The following is a 20,651-nucleotide window of genomic DNA, read 5'->3' as shown; positions in this document are numbered from 1 at the left end:
CCGCGCGCCGTGCGCACCGGGCCTGTGCCGCCAACCGCCCCCGTATCCTCTGGCTCGCCGACTCCCCTGAAACTGCGGGCGGGTCGGGGGGTACGGGCCTCGTCCCGAGGCGCGGCGACGCACGTCGCGCCTCGCAGACGCCTCGCCGAGATTACGTACTTCCCGCCGATGCGACGGCGCTTCGGCCGAACCTACGCTGACGACACAGGCAGCAGCGTCGCAGTCGAGGATCGGGGAGGGTCATGAAGCGCATCGGATACGCAGCGGGAGCCTTCGACCTGTTCCACGTCGGGCATCTCAACCTGCTGCGTCACGCGAAGCAGCACTGCGATGTGCTCATCGCGGGAGTCGTGAGCGATGAGATGCTGCGCGCGGTGAAGGGCAGCGAGACGGTGATTCCGACTGCCGAGCGCGCCGAGATCGTGCGCCACATCGTCTTCGTCGACGACGTCTACGTCGAGCGGGTGCCCGACAAGCTCTCGGTTTGGGAAGAGGTGCGTTTCACGCACTTCTTCAAGGGCGACGATTGGCGCGGCACCGAGAAGGGGCGCCTGCTCGAGCGGCGCTTCGCCCGCGTGGGTGTGGAGATCGTCTACTTCCCCTATACCGCGCACACCTCGAGCACCGCCCTGCGACGCGCGCTGGAACGCCTCGAGCCGGCGGCCGAGCCGAGCCGCACGCGCGCCGCAGGCTAGGCGGGTCTCGCTCTCACGCTGCTGCCAGGCCGCGTTTGTATCACCGAGTGAGCCTGCCGCCGCCTCAGGGGAGCTCGGAGCCGGGCGCGCGCGTCGCCGCGTACTCGTGCAGGGTGCCGGCTTGGAACGCGGCTTGCACGGCGGCCATCTCGTCCCAGTCCGGCAGCACGATGGACTGGCCGTCGGCCGACGTGCCAGTGCCGAGCGTGGGGCTGGTGAAGAACCCGATGTCGTCGCTGCGCACGCTGCGCATATCGAAGCCGAGGCGTACCGCAGTGGGCAGATCGAGAGCCTCGTCGAAGATCAGGTACGGGGTGAGGGCCTGGAACGTATCGGTGAGCTTGCCCGCGTCGCCGAGCGTCTCGCGGCTGAGCAGCGCCTTCGTGAGGCCCTTGAGGTAGGCCTGCTGGTTGCGGGCGCGCTGGTAGTCGCCGTCTGAGAACGAGTAGCGCTCGCGCACGAATCCGAGTGCCTCGTCGCCCGTGAGCGTGATGGGGCCCTCCGCGAAGTCGAACTTGCCGTGGTACGAGGTGAAGGGGATGTCGTTCTGCACGGTGACTCCGCCGACGGCGTCGGTGAGGCCCTTGAAGGATTCGAAGTCGATGAGGGCCACATGGTCGATGCGCGCGCCGATGAAGTTCTCGATGGTGTTCACGGCGAGGGGCAGGCCGCCGTAGGCGACGGCGGCGTTGATCTTGGCCTCTCCGAAGCCCTGAATGCTCACCCAGTTGTCGCGCATGATCGACATCATCGTGATGTGCTCGCGATCGGGCGAGACCTGCGCGACCATGATGGCGTCGCTGCGGAAACCCTTGAGATCCTCGGCCGTGGCGCTGGGATCGGTGGTCTCGCGGGAGTCGGATCCGAGCAGAAGGATGTTGATGGGGGCCTTCTCGCCGGGCTCGACCTGCGTGACGGCCGGGCGCTTGAGCGAGGGATCTTGCTCGACGCTCACCCGTTCGATCTCGTTGTACGAGTTCGCGACGAGCGCGTAGATGATGCCGGCGGCGATCCCGAGCAGCACGATGAGCGAGCCGAGCACGAGGAGCGTGTTGCGCAGCCCCCGGCGCCTCTTCTTCGGCGCCGGTTCGGCAGGGGCAGGAGCCTCGTCGAACAGCTTGTCGATCGGCGACTGGGAATCGGTCACGTGGTGGCTCCTCGGGATGACGTGCGCTCTCTGCGGTGCGGGGGCGGTAATGAGACCGCCAAGGGCGAGCTTGCGCGCAGATTGTGTGCGTCTATGTTATCCGCGGAGCTTGGGGGTTCGCTCTGGGCGGGCGCAGGGGCGACGGTGCCCGAAGTGCTCGGGTGCGGTTCATCGCCGGTATACCCGCCGGCTACCCCGCCCTGAATGAATGGAGTGCATGAGGAAGTTCTTGAGTCGTGTCGCCAGGCGCAGGAGTTACGAGTACCGCACTCTGGACTGCCGCAGCGGCCTGCACGAGGGGTGCGAAATCTGCTTCTGCGTATGCCACTGACACGCGGTGCATAGATTTCGGATAGGATCCTAGGGTGCGGCTCGGCGCCCTGGCTCCCGCACTGACTGGACCGGAGGTGCGTGCCGAACATGCGGAAGGCTGCCGAAGCCGCTCCTCTGGTGACCGTGATCATCCCGGTGTACAACGCCGAGCGGTTCCTGCGGCGCTGCATCGACTCGGTGCTCGGGCAGAGCATGCCGGATCTGGAACTCATCGCGGTGAACGACGGCTCGACCGATGCGAGCCTCGACATCCTTCGGGACTACGCGGCTGACGATCCGAGAGTCGTCGTCATCGACCAGGTCAACGCCGGTCAGGGGGCGGCTCGAAACCGCGCGCTCGACCTTGCGCGCGGCGAGTACGTGCTGTTCGTCGACGCCGACGACTTCATCGAGCGGGTCACGCTGCAGGTGACGACGGAGCGCGCGAATGAGGATCGGTCCGACCTCGTGCACTTCGACTGGAAGCTGCTCTCCGAGAAACCCGAAGTCACTGGTAGATACCATTACTACAACGCAGATCCTTTCTGGCATAAGCGCTTGCTCGAGGGAATCGAGTGCGATGAGCTGCTTCGCGTGGAGAACTTCTACAGCGTCAGCAACCTCTATCGCCGCGAGTACCTGAATCGCCACGGCATCAGGTTCGAAGAAGGAAGGATCTACGAGGACAATCCCTTCGTGCTGCAGGTGGTGAATCGAGCCGAGTGCGTATCGATGGTGCACTCTCCGTTGTACGTCATCGACCCCCACCCGGAGTCGAGTACGCGTTCGCAGACGGACACCGACAAGCACTATCGTGATCACATCTATGCGATCCGGCGATCGTTCGAGCTGTTGGAGCGACGGAACCCGCGCGCTGCTGCGTACCTCGCTGCCTATCACATCAAGAAGATCGGTCCGTACTACGAACGACGCATACCTCGTCGCTTCCGTCGCGCATACATCAAGGACTTCGTTGACATCCTGCATGAGGCGCAGGTTGAGATCCCGGACGGTACCGCAACGAATCGGCCGACGCGCACGGCCGTGCGTCTGAGGATGTTCGAACGCCGCAGATACTTGATGTTCCAGGCGCTGGTGGCAGGTAAGAACCACGTGATGCCGAGGTACAAACGGGCGAAGTGGAAGTTGCGGCAGCTGAAGAGGCGTAACGATCGCGGCGGTGCATGGGCGGCAGAGCTCGAAGCGGCGCTGGATCAGCCCATCATCGACAGAACGATCAGTTTTCTCGGGCTCGATTTCAAGTATGCAGGCAACTCGCGCTACCTGTTCGACGAAGTAATCGCCGACCCGCGGTTTGATGGTTGGCGCATCAGCTTCGTCACGAACGACCAGCGGGTGCCCGAACCCTATCGGGTGAAACCGGAGCTGCTGGAGACGAATCAGCTACTCGCGCGTTCCCAGGTGGTGATTGCCGAATCGTGGATCCCGCCCCGAGTGCGCAAACATCGCGATTCGACCTGGGTGCAGCTCTGGCACGGCACTCCGCTCAAGCGCATGCTCTTCGATTCGCACGAGCCGCGGATCATCTGGAACCGCCGACACCACAAGATCGTCAAGTACCGGGACATTCAGAACTGGGACTACCTGGTCGTGGATTCCCCAATTGCCGCTGAAAAATTCGAGACCGCGTTCCTGTTCGATCCCGAGCGCATGATTCATAGCGGCTATCCGCGGGTGAAATACTTGCTCGAGCAACGTGGCAATGCGGCACTCCGCGAAGACATTGCAGGGCGGGTCGGCATGAGTGGTGAGCCGTCTCGGAAGGTCGCGCTCTATGCGCCGACCTGGCGCGACTACAACTACGCTCGTTCGGCTGACGATTCCGATTTCGACTATGTGCTCGACGTCGAACGCCTGGCCGACGAACTCGGGGACGAGTGGGTGGTGATCTTCCACGACCACGGCTATCTGTCGAGCCATGTGTCGACAGGGAACGAGCGGTGTATCGATGCGAGCTCGATCGAGATTCAGGAGCTGCTGCTGATCAGCGACGTAGTTGTGTCCGACTACTCATCGGTGATCTTCGACGCGATGGCGATCGATGTTCCCTTCGTGCTGTACACGCCAGACCTGGAGCAGTTCGAAGAGTTCCGCGGCGTGTACGGCGACATGTGGGAGGAGCTGGAAGGGTTTGCGGTACGAGACGTCAAGGGCACGGCGGACAGTGTCCGAAATGCTTCACCGATGAATGCAGTTCCCCGAGCGATGAAGGCATTCCTGTATTCGGCATCGGCGGAGCCGGTTTCTCAGCTGCTCTGCAGCCGAGAAGAGGCCGAGAAGGATTGTGAGGACGACCTGAAATGACGCGGCAACCAGTAGTGAGCGCGCATGTCGCCTTGGCGCGACTTGCGCGACGGAAGCAAGACTGGCCTAAGGCTGCCGAGCACTTCGCTAGGGCTGCAGAGGCCGCGGCGAACGATGCGGATCTGTGGTGGCAGACGGCAAAATCTTTGGAGTACGCAGGCCTTCCTGGGGCTGAAGTAGCGCTCGCTCGTGCTGTCACGGGGGAAGGCGCCAATAGTGAAACGTGGTATCGCCACGGGAGAGTGCTCGAGCAAGCAGGACGATTCAACGAGGCGCTCAAAGCCTTCAGGGCGTCGGAGGGGGCCGGAGGGAATGTCGGGCACTTAGCGTTCCGTCAGGCGCGATGCCACGAGGCCATGGGGGACGCTCTGAACGCGGCCGTGTCCTTCAGGCGAGCGGCGGAAGCTGGCTTCGACCCGAAACAGTGCTTTCGTGAGCTGGAGCGATTGCAGGATTCCGCGGCTCCGAGATGGATTCGGGTGGACCTATACCGTGAGGGTCAGACATGCTTCGAAAGCGATGAAGACTGGACCCTGACGCATGCGCGGCTAGCTGCGCAGATGGACTTCTACTCTGAGGCGATCGATCTCTACGCTGCAATCAGTGAGATCAAGCCACTGGCGGAGAATGACGTGCTGCTCTACGCGCGGTCATTGGAACTTGCGGGTCAGGACGCACATGCGCGGATCGTTCTCGAGAATGCTCTCGAACGTCTTTTCCCGAATAAGGTCAGCATCGGGATCGGGAAAATCTTCCAGCGCGCTGGGATGTGGTCCAGAGCCCGCCATGAGTACCTGGAACAGCTGTCCGGGGACCCTCACAATGCGGAACTTCTCTACCGCATTGGGTTGACCTACGACCGCGAGTACAAGTGGGCTGAAGCCATCGGCTACTTCGAACGAGCGTTCGAGCAAAGCCCTTCTTCGGCCTATTGGGCATACAAGTGCGGGCACGCCTGGGAGCGCCTTCGAGAGTTCGAACATGCCATAGGATGGTATGAGTCTGCGCTGCTTCGGCAGGGGGACAAGTCCCATTGGTGGTATCGCCTGGGCGTTTGCCTGAACCAGATCGGCGAGTCCGAGCTCGCAAATCAGGCGCTGCTTCGGTCGGTACGAAAATTTGACGGGAACGACGTTCAGCCCGCTGCGACTGTGGCAGTACAGGATTTTCGTGATGCCACCCGCGGCCGTTGGTCCCTGAACCTCTCGGATCGGGCGGAGCGTGCTCTGGTAGATGGGGCTCAAACTCTCCAGGCTCCCTCCGATCTGATCTCGCTGGCTCAGGTGGTTCATGGGCTCGAGCATTCGGGCACGCGACAAGCTCTGCTGCGTAAGGCTGCTGGTTGCGGCTTCGATCTCAACGCCGAGGATCGAACGCTCCTTGCGTGTAGCTTGACTGATAGTGGGCTGCACGACGAGTCTGTGCAGGTTCTCCTCGATTCAAGACACATTCGCATGCCAGACGGCGTCGAGCTGAAGAAACACCTGCCTGCTGACGCGTCCAGACGGACGAGGCTCTACGCCGAATTCTGGAATCACCGTCCTGTTGATCATTCCCTGGTGCTGTTCGAATCGAATCACGGTTCCTCTGCGGGCTGCCACCCTCTGGCACTGTTTCGGCAGATGCTTGGTGACGAACGCTTCTCGGGGAAGACATTCGTGTGGGCGCTGAAGAACAACGTCGACGCGCCAAGAGTAGTTCGTGAGTGCTCGCGCGTTCGGTTGGTTATCGTTGGCAGCGATGAGTATCTCGCATGCTTGGCAACCGCGGGCATGCTGGTCAACAATGTCTCATTCCCGCCGTACTTCACGCGGAAGCCTGCGCAGCGCTATCTCAACACGTGGCATGGCACCCCCATGAAAACGCTTGGGCGTTCGATGCGGCAGGGGCTCGTTGAGTACGAGAACCTCGAACGCAACTTCATCCAAGCCACCCACTTGCTCGCGCCAAATGAACTCACAAAATGGGCTCTCCTGGACGAGCATCACCTCAACGGAATTTATCCAGGATCGGTGGGCATGGTGGGATCTCCACGGTTGGACGCCCTGGTCCGTGATGGTGAGACCCTGAGATCACATATTCGCGAGAGGCTTGGTGTCGACCAAGGCGACCGCCTGGTGCTCGTGGCTCCGACCTGGAGAGGCGGAGTCTCGGATCATGAATTCGACGCATCGACACTCGTGGAACAGCTCGAGGCGCTTGCCTCCATAGAGGGGGTGAAGATCGTTTATCGGGCTCATCGATTGACGGAGCAGCTCGTCCGCGGAATCGAGCTGCCAGCGGATTCGGTCCCGGCTGATATCGACACCAATGACCTGCTTGCAGCCGTTGACCACCTCGTCACAGACTACTCCTCGATCCAGTTCGACTTCATGGTGACCCGTCGCCCAATCACCCTGTACATCCCCGATCTCGAGGAGTACCAGCGCGATCGAGGTCTCTATCTGTCGCCGAGCAACTTGCCGGTCGGCGTAGCTACCACAATCACTGAGCTCCTTGACGACGTCCGTGCTGGTGGCTCGGTCGAGCGCACGGAGTACGACGCCGCAGTTGAACGGTATTGCCCCTATGAGGACGGATACGCTTCCGCACGTTGCCTCGACTTCTTCTTGAGCGATGGCGGACGCGGAGCAGAACTGAACGGGAGAAAGACGGTAGTGTTCCATGCCAGTCTGATCCCCAACGGCATCGCGAGCGCTCTTCTGGCGATCCTCACGGAGCTTGTCGCGACGGGCATCAACGTGCTTCTCATCATCGAACCTAAGGTGCTGCGGGAGCAACCTGATCGCGCGGAGACATTCCGACGGTTGCCGGATGGCGTCCGACTGATCAGCCGGGTCGGGGACACGGTGATGTCGCCGGAAGAGTTCTATCTACGTGGAGTAGTGGAGGCCGGTAGATCTGACCCCGGGCCCGACATGCTTGAGAAGTATCGAGCGTCGTGGCGTAAGGAAGCCTTGCGCGTTGTCGGCGACATTCCGATCGATGCCGCCATCGAGTGGGACGGCTATGCGGTCCTGTGGGCGGGCCTAGTCTCCGCGATCGGTGATGCATCGACCAGTCACCTCATCTGGCAGCACAATCAGATGGGGGATGAACAGCAGCACAAGTATCCGGAACTCAGCTCGTTGTTCCGCCTGTATCCGTGGTTTGACGAGGTGGTCTCTGTCTCCGAGCAACTTGCCGAACAGAATGAGGCTGATCTCGGGCCGAGAGGGCTCCTCCCCGCGTCTGGTGTCCAAGCCGTCCCGAATGCCTTGCTATTCGACGAAGTTCTGGAAAAGTCGACTGCCGCGATGCTGCCAGAGCATGAGGAACTCTTCGGGGGCGCTGGCCCGGTCGTTGTGACAGTCGGACGACTCTCCATGGAGAAAAACCAAGAGGCACTCATTCGTGCTTGGCCAACGGTGCTTCAACGTCACCCGAGAGCCAAACTGCTTATCATTGGGAGCGGCCCGCTGCAGCCCTCCCTGGAAGCGCTGGTAACAACATTGGGTCTCGATGGCTCCGTGTTCATGCTTGGACAGCTTCGAAATCCTTACCCAGTTATGAAACGTGCTGAGCTCTTTGTGCTTCCTTCACTGCACGAAGGCCAACCAATCGTGCTGTTCGAAGCGATGGCATTGGGGGTTCCGATTGGAGCGTCAGATTGCCCGGGAAATCTTGAAGCGATGGACATCGGGTACGGGGCGCACTTGGGCACTGAACCGGCAATCCTGGGCGAGGGCATCAACCGTTTGCTGGCAGACAACCGGACAGCCCGCGGGCGATTTGATTCCTCGGCGCACCAGCGAAAAGCGCTCCGACGCTTCCAAGAGGTCGTGAGGTTGGCTTGATGATTGACGAACCTTGCCATGTAGTGAACTGAAATTGACGCACTCTCGGGCTGCCGTTATGTGAGTCAATCGCCGAGAAGTGTATCCAACTTGCGACGATGTTGTTTGTCATAGATAAGCAGCATGAGACCGAAACAATCGGGAGGAAGTGCTTGTGAAGCTCCTAATGCGTGCAGCGAAGAACCCATTGCAACCCTTTTCTGCGACAGAAACGATACGGCTCAACACAATTGGGAATAACAGCGGAAATCTGATGTTCGCAGCGGCTACACACGCGCTGTTGGCCGTTGAAGGCACCACGATTGATGCAATTCCATCATTCAGGGAAAAGGATCTGGCCGCCAGAGTCAACGAGGAGTATGACGGGGTGATTGTGCCGCTAGCAAATTGCTTCCGGCCCGCCTTCGAACCGGAACTGAGGAATCTGACGAGATTTATCCAAGGGTTGAAGAAACCGTTTGCGATGATGAGCGGCGGGGCTCAGGTTGAATTTAACGACCCGGAGTTTAAGGGTCTTGAAGTGATTAAACCAGCGGTAGCGGCATTCTGCAGAGCTGTACTCGATAAGTCCGACAAAATTACTGTTCGGGGTGAAACAACCGCTACTTACATTCGTTCCCTGGGCTTTAACGAGGTAGAAGTGATCGGGTGCCCCTCTCTATCCAGGATGGGTCGTGAATTTCAGATCCATAGTGGCCCTAGCCAATTTGGGTCTCGTCTTGCATACAATGTTGAAGTATCGAAAGACTTGATGGGCGGTCTCATCGAGCGCTTGGAATCTGCAGGTGCAGACCTCACATACGTTCCACAAGACATGAAGTCTCTTGAGATGCTCGTTTGGAATCGAGAAGTCTACCCCTTGTCTCGAGACGAAAAGCAACCTCTGCATTTGTCCCACCGCCATATGGCTCCTGGGCGTGTGAAGTTCTTCCTCGATTCGAGCCCTTGGATTGACTTTATGCGTACTCAGGACGCCGCTCTAGGGCCTCGTATCCATGGGGCCGTCGCAGCGATTTCTGCTGGCACACCTGCGCTACTCATCGCGCATGACACGCGGACGAAGGAGCTCGCTCGCTATCATGGGATACCTCATATCCTGCCGTCAGAGTTGGAGTCGATTAGGGGACTGGACGACCTTTGGGCCCGGTTGGACTATACAGAATTCAACGACTCGCGCCATGAGCAGATTGATAGGGTCGTGAATCATCTCGAGAGCAACTCCTTCTCGACGACTCTGAGCAAGGGTAAAGAGCCAGATCGGCAGAAGTATTTCTCGGAACTCGCGAATCGAAGATTTCCTCAGGCAGTATCGGCGTGTGAAGAATCTTTGGAGAATGAAAAGATCGCCGAGCTTCGTAGAAAGGTGATTTCCTATGAGGCTCGGCTAAAGAATCTGGAGCGAACCCGATAGCGCTCTAGGATGCCCGGTACGCCGAACGGATGGGCTGGGTGGGCGGGTTTCCGGCAACCGCCGAAGCTATCCTTTTTCGGCCTCGGGTGTGAGTGCAGTCGTCTGAGTTACGCACAATGCGCCGGTTGGGAGAAACTTCTCCAACCGGCGCATTGCGCAGTAGAGTCGCTGCGCGCAATTCCTGCTGGTGCTGTTGCGGGTCAGAGCTTCGCAGCTTGAGCGGCGGCAACTCGCTCGCTTAGCAGGCGATAGATCTCATCATCTTCACCTCTTTGCTCGCGCAGTAGCTCGACATTTCCGATTGCGTAGGGCAAGTGGCCGAAGCGCACATCGAGCTCACGTAATATCTCTCTGTCGATCTGATCCTCAAAGGTTGCGCAACGCTCAAGGGCGCCGAACGCATACAATGAGATCATTGTTCTCACGCACTTCTCGCATTTTCCACAATTGTACTCGCTATTGGGATTGCGCCAGCAAACCCGAAGGTGTTGCATTGCAACAGGATCGCTGCTGATTGCTTCAACTTTCTCCGAGCGGTTGGGGCGGACTGAGTCGTGCCGCACCCGCAAATAGCTGCTTGACCAAAGATGGTCCAACGACGGGTGCGAACCCCACGGCTCGATTTCGGCCTGCTGGTAGGAGGATGGGATGATTACCTCCTCGAGATGGTGCGCGAGCAGTTGGCCCACGGTGGCGAGTGCCGCACCATGATATCGCTGACCCCACCTAACGAACCTACTTGAGACTTCTCGAACATTGGTCTCAACGGTGATGAGCGGCTTCCCGTACGCTTCTGCCGCGAGTTGCATGGCTGCGTAGGTCTTTTCCGATAGCTCCTTGTTTGCTGGGAAGATGTCGAAGCCGCTCTTGACGAAGATCAAATGAGTAATTTTGTCAAAGTTGGTCAGAGTGGAGTAGAAGGAGTCCACCCCTCCTGAGAAGAAACAACCGACGCCTCTGCCTGCGGGGTACACAGGCTCAACAGTGCGGGCGGACAAGCGTACATCTTTCATCCATTTCCACCATTTGTGCATCATCTTCTCTGCAAGCTCAGCGTTGTATAGAGCCTCTGCGTCTTGCGGGTCCGCAAACACCCCAGTTTCTTTGGCTCGCATCAGAATGGGAGTCATCGCTTGAACCCAAGCCCTGCCCGACTGGTCTAGGGGGTAGTTGCTCGTCCACTCAAGGACGTTCCGCCAGGGGAGCAGCCCTTCGCCGGATGGGGGCTGTGGCAGTCCTTCTACCACCATCCGAGCGGTGTACTGATCTGTATTGACGTCTGTGCGGATGGAGACCATGGTGTTCCTTTGGCTTGGCTTTCTCAACGCGCCTGTCTCAAGGAGCAGTCAGTGGAAAGGTTGGACAATGCGGTACTGTGAGTCGGCTATTGGGCGGCTTGCTTGTCGAGTGTGACGCGGCCTGGCCAATGGGTGGTTGATCTTGTATAACGTGTCGCATGCTCGGACGTGGCCGGAAAACCAGATGGCGGAGATCGCCGGGAGAAGTCTTCGCTGTTGAGAGAAGATCGCGCAGAAACACTCAAGACCTCGTTCAAGATGCTTCGTGTTGTGTGAGATCGCGCGGGGCCATACATCGCGGTGAACAGCGGCTCCCGGAGTCCCCGGTAGCTCGACGCGAACTCGTCGAGATCGGGGCACCAGAGTGCGAAGGGAAGCCCGAGCTCCGCGCGCTCGGTAAACACGCTCGAGTAGTCGGTGATGAGCAGGTCGGCCGCGCCGAACAGCTCGTACGCGGTCACGCCGCAGCGGCGCAGGTCGTCGTTCGTGAATACGGGGAGGCCGAGACCCCGCAGATCGTCGGCGTCGCGGGGGTGGGGCTTCGCGATGCACGTCCATCCGTTGGTCTCGGCGGTCGCTCGGAGGTCGTCGATGGTGCGGAGGGGGGTGGATCCTGCGACTCGCTCCGCTCCCGCAGGGTGACTGTGGGGGTGCTCCGCTGCCGCAGGATGACCGGCGGTGAAGCGGGTGCCGCTCACGCGGATCTCGCCGCCGGCGCGCTCGATGGCCCGGTACGTCGGCGCCCACACGACGACGGGGTGATCCGAATCGAGCCCCATGCGGGCGAGCACCGTACGGTCACCCGCGGCGCGGCGCATCACCTCGAGGCGGGGCATCTCGCGCACCACGCGTGTGGTCGGTGGCAGTCGGTACTCGCGCAGCTGCGCGGGCACCCAGGCATCGGTAATCGACGCGAGCACCGTCGTCGGCCCGCGGAAGGTGGTATCGGGCTTCGGACCGCTGCCGTGCGTGAGGTGGGTGTGCACTCGCCTGCCGCTGCGGTCGACGCCCGGCAGCACCACGTGCGTCGTGAACGTGCGCGCGCTGACAGTGAAAGCACGCAGCAGGTTCGTGTAGCGATCCTGCGCATACGAGATGCGGCTCGGCACCGGGGCGTCGAGGCAGCGCGCAGCCTCGGCGACCGCGCGGCGGGCCAAGTCGGGATCGGGGGAGAGAAAGTCGATCGAGACGCCGGGCTCGCGCTGGGCGAGCTGCACGGCGATGACGGTCGCGTTCTCCTCGTCTGCGTTGAGCGTGGCGATCGCGACACGATCGGCGCGCGGGCTCGTCGTGGTGAGCACGATCGTCGTGAGCACCCCGCGGGCATCGCGCAGCACCCGCGACATCAGCCGTCGAAGAACCCTGCCCCGAGACAGCCGGGCCCGCATGCTGCCCCGTCTCGCTCGGCGATTCCTTCGTCCTGCCGCGGCCACCGTACTAGCGCCGCTTCTGCTGCATCGCCGCAATGGCGTCGTCGATCGGGCCGTCGAAAACCATGACGCCGCGATCCAGCACGATGCCGCGTTGGCAGAGCTTGCGCACCTGTTCGGCACTGTGACTCACGATGAACATGGTGTTGCCCGCGGCCTGCAGCTCGCGCATCTTCGCATGGCACTTCTCGCGAAACTCTGCGTCGCCCACCGAGAGCACCTCGTCGACGAGCAGGATGTCGTGCTCGGCGTGCACCGCGACCGAGAAGCCGAGCCGTGCGTGCATGCCCGAGGAGTACCGCTTCACCTCGGTGTCGATGAAGTTGCCGATCTCCGAGAACGCAACGATGTCGTCGAAGCGGGCCTCGGTCTCGGCCTTGGTCATGCCCAGGATCGCGGCGTTGAGGTACACGTTCTCGCGGCCGGTGAGGTCGGGGTGAAACCCGGCGCCCACCTCGAGCAAGCCGGCGACGCGACCCATCGTGTAGATGTTGCCCGAGGTTGGCCGGAGCACCCCCGAGAGCAACTTGAGGGTGGTCGACTTGCCCGAGCCGTTGCGGCCGAGCACCGCGACCGACTCCCCGGGGGCGACCGCGAATGTGACGTGGTCGAGCGCGTTGAACGCCTCGAAGCGGTCCCTGCGCCGCACCGCTGCCAGCACCGTCTGCTTCAGCGAGCGCGCGTGCCTCAGGTTGAAGGTCTTCTGCACGTTGTCGAAAATGATCACCGGGTCGGCCGGCCGCGGCTCAAAGGTCTTGCGCAAAATCGCCCTCCAGTTTGCGAAACACGACCTGACCGATGAGCAGGGTGCCGATCGCGATGCCGAGGCCCGCGAGCGTGTTCGTGAACATGTAGTCGGGCACGGGAACGCCATTCGGAACGATCGGCCGGTAGAACGCGCTGTGGAACAGCTCGACGCTGACGGTCACCGGGTTCACGAGATAGAGGTTGTACAGCCAGGCGGGCAGCACATCACGGATCATGGCGTGCGAGTACAGCACCGGTGACATCCACACGGCGAACATGAGGGCGACATCGATGATGTTCTTCGCGTCGCGATACGCGACGTTGATCGAGCCGAAGAACAGGCCGAGGCCCAGGGTGAACACGAGGAGGATGATGAGCGCAACGGCGAAGTAGAGCAGCCCGAGCCAGGTGAAGTGCCACCCGAAGAACAGGCAGACCACGAACAGCAGGATCACCTGCGGGATGAAGTGGATGAATGCCGACCCCACCGCGGCGACGGGAAAGAGCTCGCGCGGCAGGTAGATCTTCTTGACCAGGGCGGCGTTGCCGGTGATGGAGTTCGTGGCGGCCCGCGTCGCCTCGCCGAAGAAGTTGAGCAGCACGATCCCCGAGAAGAGATAGATGGGAAACAGCTCGACGCTCCGTTGCATGCCGAGCACCTGGCCGATCATGAAGTAGTACATGAAGAACTGCGCCGCCGGGCGCACGTACGACCAGGTCCAGCCCAGCACCGAGCCGTAGTAGCGGGTCGTGGTGCCCTTCTTGAGCAGCAGGCTCAGCAGATGCCGGTACCTGAAGACGTCGAACAGCCACCGGCTGGCGCCGGGGGTGACGTATCTGATTGCCGACGTGGGCGTTGACTGGGACACGACTATTTATTTTACTCGAATTGCCCATGAGCGGTTGCGAAGGGGCCGCGCACCCCGATGCCGGTGTACTGCCACCCCGCGGCGATCCACGCCTCCCAGTCGAGGCAGTTGCGTCCGTCGACGATGAGCGGCCGCGCCACCAGAGCGGCGGCTCGAGCCGGGTCGATGCGCTTGTACTCGCTCCAGTCGGTCGCGAGCAGGACCGCATCGGCGCCGCGGAGCGCCTCCGTCCAGCTCGCCGTGTACTCGAGGCGGGGGGCCTTCGCCCGAGCGTTCTCGATCGCCGAGGGGTCGGTGACGACCACCCGTGCTCCGAGGGAGCCGAGCTGCGATGCGATATCGAGCGCGGGTGAGTCGCGCACGTCGTCTGAATCGGGTTTGAAGGCGGCGCCGAGCACCGCCACTCTCCGCCCCTCGACCGCGCCGTCGAGCAGTTCCACGAGCCGCTGCGCCGCCGCGGTGCGTCGTCGCGCGTTGACCAGGTTCACCTGGCGCAGCATCTCGGCATCGGCGCCCAGCTCACCTGCGCGGGCCACGAAGGCGCGCAGGTCCTTCGGCAGGCACCCGCCGCCGTAGCCGATGCCGGCGCCGAGGTAGCGCGATCCGATGCGCGGATCGTGACCGAGGATCTGAGCGAGGCCGGTGACATCGGCTCCCGCTGCATCGGCGATGTCGGCCATCATGTTCATGAAGGAGATCTTGGTGGCGAGGAAGGCGTTCGCCGCACCCTTGGCGAGCTCTGCGGTGGCGAGATCGGTCACGATGATCGGAGCGCCCTCCGCGATGCAGGGCGCATAGATGTCGTGCAGGGCCTCGGCGGCCAGGACGCCTCCCACGGTGTCCTCGACGCCCACGACGATGCGATCGGGGTGCAGCGTGTCGGCGATCGCGTGCCCCTCGCGCAAGAACTCGGGGTTCCATGCGAGGGTGGCCCCCGCCGCCGAGATCTGCGCGGCCAGATCGGATGCGGTGCCGACGGGCACCGTGGATTTGCCGACCACGAAGTCGCCGGGCTTGAGCAGGGGAAGCAGCGAGGAGACCGCCGTGCGCAGGAAGCCCAGCTCGGCAGAGGCGCCGTCCGCCGCCGAGGGAGTGCCGACGCACAGGAAGTGCAGTCGCGCCGAAGCCGCGTCGGCGATGTCGTTCGAGAATCGCAGGCGGCCGGTCGTGAGCGTGTCCGTGAGCAACTGCTGCAGTCCGGGCTCGAAGAAGGGCGCGCGTCCCGCGGTGAGCTCGTGTACGCGCGTGAGATCGTGGTCGATGCCGACGACATCGTGGCCCAGGCTCGCCATCGCAGCGGCATGCACGGTGCCGAGGTATCCGCACCCGATTACTGACAGTCGCACGGTTTCAGGCTTCTCTCTGTGCGGGGAGCGGGGATGCGGAGTGCGAGGGATCGAGCGCGCGGCGCAGCTGTTCGAGCGCCGCGGCCTGCTCCGAGACGCGCTGAGGCCTCAGCTCCAGGAGCCGTCGCGCGAGTTCGCCGTGTCGTGCCAACAGCTCGCGGGCGCCCTGCGCGATGGCGTCGGGAGCCGCTGAGGTGTAGCACGCGGAGTCGCCGTAGAACGCGCGCAGCTCCGGGAAATCAGAGGTCAGTTGAGGCACTCCGGCGTTGAACGCTTCATATCCCGCTCGCTGCATGGTGTGGGGGCGCGTGGTGAGCGCGATGACCCCGGTGCTCTCGCGCACGAGGCGGTCGAACTCGTCGGCCTCGACAAAGCCGGTGAACGAGATGTTCGCGGGAGCGCGCTGCCGCAGCGCCTGCGGCGGTGCGCCGGTGAGCACCCACCTGACCTCCGGGGTGAGCCGTGCGGCCTCGAGAAGCTCCGTGAGGGGCTCGTCGTTCGCGTAGCTCAGCGGGCATATCACGTAGCCGTGCGACGGCGCCGGATCCCGCTCCACGATCAGATCGTGCAGCACCACCGCTTCGACACCGGCCCGCTCGCATGTCGCGCGCAGGGCGTCGTTCGTCACTGCGGCGACGGCGCCGCGGCGCCGCAGCATGCCCAGTGCGAATCGCGAGGCCCAGCGCCACTTGGGGTCGAGAAAGAAGCCGGTGTGCAGGTCGGCCACGAGACGCGACTCGCCGGAGCGCGGCCGCGGCAGAGCGAGCAGCGCGGGGGCGGGCGGGAGCATGAGCATCACCCGTCGCGGGGCGAGCCGCCGCATGAGGGCTCTCGTGGAGAGGAACTGCTTGACATATCTGCCGAGCAGGCCGAAACGGCTCGGGGCGTAGGTGAAGCACGGCTGCAGATCGAGCTCTCGTGCCAGCTCGGCCGTGCGTCCGTTCGCGCGGGTCCAGCTGATGAACACACCACTCATGCGGCGCCGTGCCCCACGGTGCGCGACGCGGCTGCTCGGGTCAGCACCTCGCGGGTCAGCTCGGGCACTTCGACGGGGTGCCCGATGCCGGAGCGTGACAGCAGCCGCCAGATCTGCAGCTGGTGATCATCGACGTGCTCCTGCCACTCCTTGTGGCGGGGCACCACGATGGGCGAGACCCCGTGGTCGAGCATCTGCAGCACCGTGCCGACGCCGGAGTGCGTCACCACGACATCGGCTGCCAGCGCTGCCTCGAGCAGCTCGTCGGCCTCGAGCATGCGGTGCGCGGTCCCCGGCAGGTCTTCCCGGTGCGTCTCTCCGAGTTGCCAGATGATCTCGTCGCCCGGAAGAGAGACATCGACGACGCGATCGACCAGCCGATCGAAGCGGTACGGGCGGATCGTGCCGAGCGTGACGAGGATCTTCAGCGGGTCTGCGGAATCAGGCCTCGGCTCCGTGGTCTCTCGCCGGAACTCGCCGAGCACGGACTCGACGGGCTGCCACTGCCGGCTGGCCCACTCCGGGTGCTGGGTGTACGTGCGGCCCAGACGCAGGCCGCGAACGATCCGGCCGGTGAGTGAGGGGCCGTCCGTACGAGAGACGCTCTCGACGTAGTGGCCCGGGATCCCGTGCCGCTTCGCCCAGGCAAGGCCCGCCGCGCCGACCGCGGCCCCCGTCGACAGCACGCCGTCGAAATCAGCGGGGTCGAGCGCGGCGGCGATCCTGCGGTATGCGCGCAGCGTGGCGCCCGCATCGCGCGGCGCGACGTAGTCGACCCAGAGGGTGGGCTTGCCGGCGAGCAGCGATCGGCTCTGCGGCGAGTCGAAGGTCACCCAGACGGAATCCGCAGCAACGTTCTCGCGCTGCGCGAGTCGCACCAACTGGCTCAGGTGTCCGCCGGTAGAAGCGACGAGAAGGATCCGCTTGCGCCCGTCGGCGAACAGGGCGGGGGCCGGTGCGGCGGCGCGTTGGTCGGGCATCTCAGTAGGCTCCCTCGGGGTTCAGCACGGTACGCAGTGTGCGCCAGAGTATGAGCAGATCCCCGGTGAGGGACCAGTTCTCGACGTAGAAGAGATCGAGCCGCACGCTCTCCTCCCAGGAGAGATCGCTGCGCCCGCTCACCTGCCACAGCCCGCTGATGCCGGGGCGCACGAGCAGGCGGCGACTCACCCGGTCATCGTACTGCGACGCCTCGCGCGGCAGCGGCGGGCGGGGGCCGACGAGCGACATCTCGCCGCGCAGCACGTTGAAGAGCTGGGGCAGCTCGTCGAGACTGTGGCGCCGCATGAACTGGCCGACGCGAGTCACGCGGGGATCGGCCCTGATCTTGAACAGCACGCCGTTGCCCTCGGAACGGTCGAGCAGTCCGGGGAGCGCATCGTCGGCGTCCTCGCGCATCGAGCGCAGCTTGAACATGTTGAACGGTCGACCGTTCAACCCCATGCGCATCTGACGGAAGAACACCGGCCCCGGGCTGTCGATCTTGATGACGACGGCGAGCACCGCGACGATCAGAAGAGCCAGAGGGAGGACGACGACCGTGCTGACCAGGTCGAAGACCCGCTTCGCGTAGTATCGCCACCCGGTGAACTCGGGGGACTCGACGTGGATCAGCGGGAGCCCGGCTACCGGGCGGACGTGGATGCGGGGCCCGGCGATATCGGTGAGCGACGACGCCACGATGAGATCGACATGCCGGCCCTCGAGTTCCCACCCGATGGACCGGATGCGCTGCGGTGGGAGCGCCGCGCCCCCGGCGACGATGAGCGTGTCTGCGTCGAGCTCTTCGATCGCGGACAGCAAGCGGTCGTAGCCGGCGACGATCGGCACGCCCTCCACGAGGTCGGATCCGACCCCGGTGTTGGAGGCGGCGCCCACGAGCTCGAAGCCGGCGAGCGTGTTGGAGTGCAGCTGCTTCACGAGCGATTCTGCATGCTCGCGATCGCCGGCGATGATGGTGCGATACGTGTTCTTCTTGAGGCGGCGCTGCCGGTGCAGCCGCTTGCGCCAGGCCCAGCGGCCGAGAACCAGCAGGAAGAGGCCGAGGGGGAGCGTGACGTAGACGGAGTAGCGCCTGATCTCAGCCGGATCGAACAGCAGCATGAGCAGCGCTGCGATGCCGAACGTGACGATCGTGGAGTTGAGCACGCGCTTGTACTCCTCGGGCCCGGTGCCGAAGACCGCGGGATTGCGAGAATCGTAGACGGCGAGGGCGATGAGCCAGCCCGCTGCGAGCAGCGCCGAGAACACGAGGCGGTTCGTCGTCGAGGGGAGCATTTCACCGGCCGGCGCGAGACGCAGCAGGCTGACGGCCTGGCCGGCGAACACCGAGATCACGATGACCGCGAAGTCGGTCCAGGAGAGCTTGCGGGAATAGCGCTTCTGCCAAGCTGGTTGCTGAGCGGCCAAGCGCTTCTCCCCTGGACGTAGAATATGTCTGCAAATGCACGAATTGGGTACGAGTATGAGAAATTCTAGTACCTTGCACAGAGAAAACTATTCATGCGGCATAGAGTGACCGAGTCGCGAGCGCGGAGAAGTCGGGCGGCCCGATTACAATTTACCTTGCATTCACCTCGAGTGGGGCTCCGAAACCATGACTGAAGACACCGACACGCCCGCTGCGCAGCGGCCCGTTCCCGCAGTTTCCCCTGCGGTGATTCCGCGCTCCGACTTCCTGCCGCCGCAGAAGCGCTCCCGATTCCGGACCTCGAGTTTTCTCATGTGGCTCTTCGGCGTGATCGCAGTCGTGCTCATCGCCACCGGGATCGCCGCGCCGCAGGTCACGTACGCGCTCGACGTCGATCGCTACGACGACACCATCGCCGAGCTCTCGGGCTTGCAGACCGCCGTCGCCGAGATGAACGAGAGCGTCGCGTCGTCGGAGGTGCTGCTCAATCGGCAGCAGGTGGAAGCCGGGCAGCTGGTGGAGCGGCTCGAATCGTTGGCAGCCGACCCTGCGGTCTTCGGGGCAGACGACGCAGGCCTGCTGCAGGAGGCAGCGGCGCAGCTCGCCGGGCAGCTGCCGAAGACGCCGCTGAACGCGGAGTCGCAGCACGTTGCCGCGGTGGAGCAGGCGATCGAAGAGGATCCCGCGACGGCGCCCAGCACCTGGTTCGTCGTCTCGCCGGCGGTGGCGGGCGCGCTCGCAGGCATCGAGACGGACCTTCCTGAAGAGGTGACGTCGGAGCAGGTCGTGACCCGAGAGATCATCGCCGAGACGAAGCAGCGGCTCGAAGAGGTGCGCGAGTCTCTCGTGTCGGTCGAAGAACGGCATGCCGAGCTGACCGAAGAACTGGACGCCCTCGGTGCGCACGCGGCGCGCGCATTCGACACCGTGACCGACGTGGGCGAACGCCTGCCGGCGCGGGCCGAGGCGATCGCCGAAGAGACGTCCGAGCAGATCGAGGCGCGTGCGCGCATGGTCGCCGCAGCCGCACAGGCAGAGGCCGCGGCGAAGGCGGAGGAGTTCGTGCGACAGAGCGACGGCAGCCTCGTGCTCGACGAGGCAGGCGCTGCCGATGGTGCGGGCGAGACGCGGATCGAGGCCGATCCCGCCCTTCGAACCGTCGTCGTGCTCGAGCGTCTCGCGGCCTTCGCCGGGTTCGCCGCGACCGTGCTCGACGAGCAGAAGCTTATCGAGGAGGCGGAGGAGGAGGCTCGCCTGATCGCCGAGCAGGAGGCGCGCTGGGCGGCGGAGGAGGAAGCGCGCCGGATCGCGGAGGAGAACGCGAGAATCGCCGCCGACGAGGAAGCGCGCCGGATCGCGGAGGAAGAGGCGCGTCGAGCCGAGGAGCAAGCGCAGAACGGGAGCCAGGAAGCGCCCCCCGAGACGCCCGAGACGCCCGAGACCTAACCGCCCGTGCGGGGTGCGGCGGCCGTGCGTGCCGCGGAGGCGGCGCGGGGCCCCGTTCGCTCGGGACCGGCGCGGGTGATCAGCGCACGAGTCGGGCGATCGCCGCTGACGCCTCGTGCAGCTTCTCTGCAGCGACCTCGCCGCCGTCGGCCGCGGCCGACGCCACGCAGTGCCGCAGGTGATCGTCGAGCAGCGCGAGCGCCACACGCTCCAGCGCCTTCGTCGCCGCGGAGACCTGGGTGAGGATGTCGATGCAGTACTCGTCGTTCTCGACCATGCGATGCACGCCGCGCACCTGGCCCTCGGCGCGCCGCAGCCGCTTCAGCAGCTCGTCCTTGTGGCCGATGTAGCCGTGCGCGTGCTGCTCTCCGCCCGCCCCCGTCGCTTCGCTCATGGCAGCACC

General features: G+C 63.6%; 15 protein-coding genes. 5 read left to right on the top strand and 10 right to left on the bottom strand.

Translation table 11 applies throughout. The features are described 5' to 3' along the window. The first annotated feature begins 242 nt into the window (after positions 1-242). Positions 243-695 (top strand): FAD synthase family protein, encoded by a 453-nt coding sequence (locus EVS81_RS07245; RefSeq protein ID WP_130109785.1) that lies wholly within the window; start codon positions 243-245, stop codon positions 693-695. A 64-nt stretch (positions 696-759) separates the two neighbouring features. Here EVS81_RS07245 and EVS81_RS07240 read toward each other — a convergent pair whose 3' ends face one another. Further along, positions 760-1,842: an LCP family protein gene (locus EVS81_RS07240; RefSeq protein WP_240740026.1), complete on the bottom strand. Its 1,083-nt coding sequence runs from the start codon at positions 1,840-1,842 to the stop codon at positions 760-762. Positions 1,843-2,292: 450 nt separating this feature from the next. Here EVS81_RS07240 and EVS81_RS07235 point away from each other — a divergent pair, with 450 nt between their 5' ends. The 3 genes from EVS81_RS07235 (at position 2,293) to EVS81_RS07225 (ending at position 9,726) form a co-directional block, all read left to right on the top strand. Then, a complete protein-coding gene (locus EVS81_RS07235; RefSeq protein ID WP_165384205.1) occupies positions 2,293-4,479 on the top strand; it encodes a CDP-glycerol glycerophosphotransferase family protein in 2,187 nt (728 codons plus the stop codon). Continuing rightward, on the top strand, positions 4,476-8,315 hold the full coding sequence (locus tag EVS81_RS07230; protein WP_130109783.1) for a CDP-glycerol glycerophosphotransferase family protein: 3,840 nt from the start codon (positions 4,476-4,478) through the stop codon (positions 8,313-8,315). The genes EVS81_RS07235 and EVS81_RS07230 overlap by 4 nt, the downstream gene beginning before the upstream one ends. A 166-nt stretch (positions 8,316-8,481) precedes the next feature. Beyond that, on the top strand, positions 8,482-9,726 hold the full coding sequence (locus EVS81_RS07225; RefSeq protein WP_130109782.1) for a polysaccharide pyruvyl transferase family protein: 1,245 nt from the start codon (positions 8,482-8,484) through the stop codon (positions 9,724-9,726). Positions 9,727-9,926: 200 nt separating this feature from the next. Here the strand turns inward: EVS81_RS07225 and EVS81_RS07220 are convergent, their stop codons facing one another. From EVS81_RS07220 to EVS81_RS07185, 8 genes are all read right to left on the bottom strand, one after another. After that, positions 9,927-11,024: a hypothetical protein gene (locus EVS81_RS07220; RefSeq protein ID WP_130109781.1), complete on the bottom strand. Its 1,098-nt coding sequence runs from the start codon at positions 11,022-11,024 to the stop codon at positions 9,927-9,929. Between the two features lie 86 nt (positions 11,025-11,110). Continuing rightward, complete coding sequence (locus tag EVS81_RS07215; RefSeq protein ID WP_165384204.1) at positions 11,111-12,370, bottom strand: CDP-glycerol glycerophosphotransferase family protein; 1,260 nt, start codon at positions 12,368-12,370, stop codon at positions 11,111-11,113. A 91-nt stretch (positions 12,371-12,461) separates the two neighbouring features. After that, positions 12,462-13,217, bottom strand: a complete 756-nt coding sequence (locus tag EVS81_RS07210) for an ABC transporter ATP-binding protein (RefSeq protein ID WP_130109779.1) — start codon at positions 13,215-13,217, stop codon at positions 12,462-12,464. After that, on the bottom strand, positions 13,201-14,070 hold the full coding sequence (locus EVS81_RS07205; RefSeq protein ID WP_130109778.1) for an ABC transporter permease: 870 nt from the start codon (positions 14,068-14,070) through the stop codon (positions 13,201-13,203). The genes EVS81_RS07210 and EVS81_RS07205 overlap by 17 nt, the downstream gene beginning before the upstream one ends. 11 nt (positions 14,071-14,081) lie before the next feature. Continuing rightward, positions 14,082-15,416, bottom strand: a complete 1,335-nt coding sequence (locus EVS81_RS07200; RefSeq protein ID WP_130109777.1) for a UDP-glucose dehydrogenase family protein — start codon at positions 15,414-15,416, stop codon at positions 14,082-14,084. Between the two features lie 4 nt (positions 15,417-15,420). Further along, complete coding sequence (locus EVS81_RS07195) at positions 15,421-16,392, bottom strand: glycosyltransferase (protein ID WP_130109776.1); 972 nt, start codon at positions 16,390-16,392, stop codon at positions 15,421-15,423. Further along, positions 16,389-17,372 carry a glycosyltransferase gene (locus EVS81_RS07190; RefSeq protein WP_130109775.1) on the bottom strand — a complete coding sequence of 328 codons (984 nt, stop codon included), beginning with the start codon at positions 17,370-17,372 and terminating at the stop codon, positions 16,389-16,391. The genes EVS81_RS07195 and EVS81_RS07190 overlap by 4 nt, the downstream gene beginning before the upstream one ends. Position 17,373: 1 nt before the next feature. After that, positions 17,374-18,801 carry a sugar transferase gene (locus tag EVS81_RS07185; RefSeq protein WP_130109774.1) on the bottom strand — a complete coding sequence of 476 codons (1,428 nt, stop codon included), beginning with the start codon at positions 18,799-18,801 and terminating at the stop codon, positions 17,374-17,376. A 187-nt stretch (positions 18,802-18,988) separates the two neighbouring features. Here EVS81_RS07185 and EVS81_RS07180 point away from each other — a divergent pair, with 187 nt between their 5' ends. Further along, positions 18,989-20,248, top strand: coding sequence for a hypothetical protein (locus EVS81_RS07180; protein ID WP_130109773.1), 1,260 nt, complete (start codon positions 18,989-18,991; stop codon positions 20,246-20,248). Positions 20,249-20,327: 79 nt separating this feature from the next. On the opposite strand, the gene EVS81_RS07175 is transcribed toward EVS81_RS07180, so the two are convergent. Next, positions 20,328-20,642 carry a metal-sensitive transcriptional regulator gene (locus EVS81_RS07175; RefSeq protein ID WP_240740025.1) on the bottom strand — a complete coding sequence of 105 codons (315 nt, stop codon included), beginning with the start codon at positions 20,640-20,642 and terminating at the stop codon, positions 20,328-20,330. Positions 20,643-20,651: the final 9 nt, after the last annotated feature.

The sequence above is a fragment of the Leucobacter triazinivorans genome (assembly GCF_004208635.1).
Lineage (GTDB): Bacteria > Actinomycetota > Actinomycetes > Actinomycetales > Microbacteriaceae > Leucobacter > Leucobacter triazinivorans.
The sequence above is the reverse complement of the archived record's forward strand: the minus strand, read 5'-3'. Positions and strand labels throughout refer to the sequence as shown.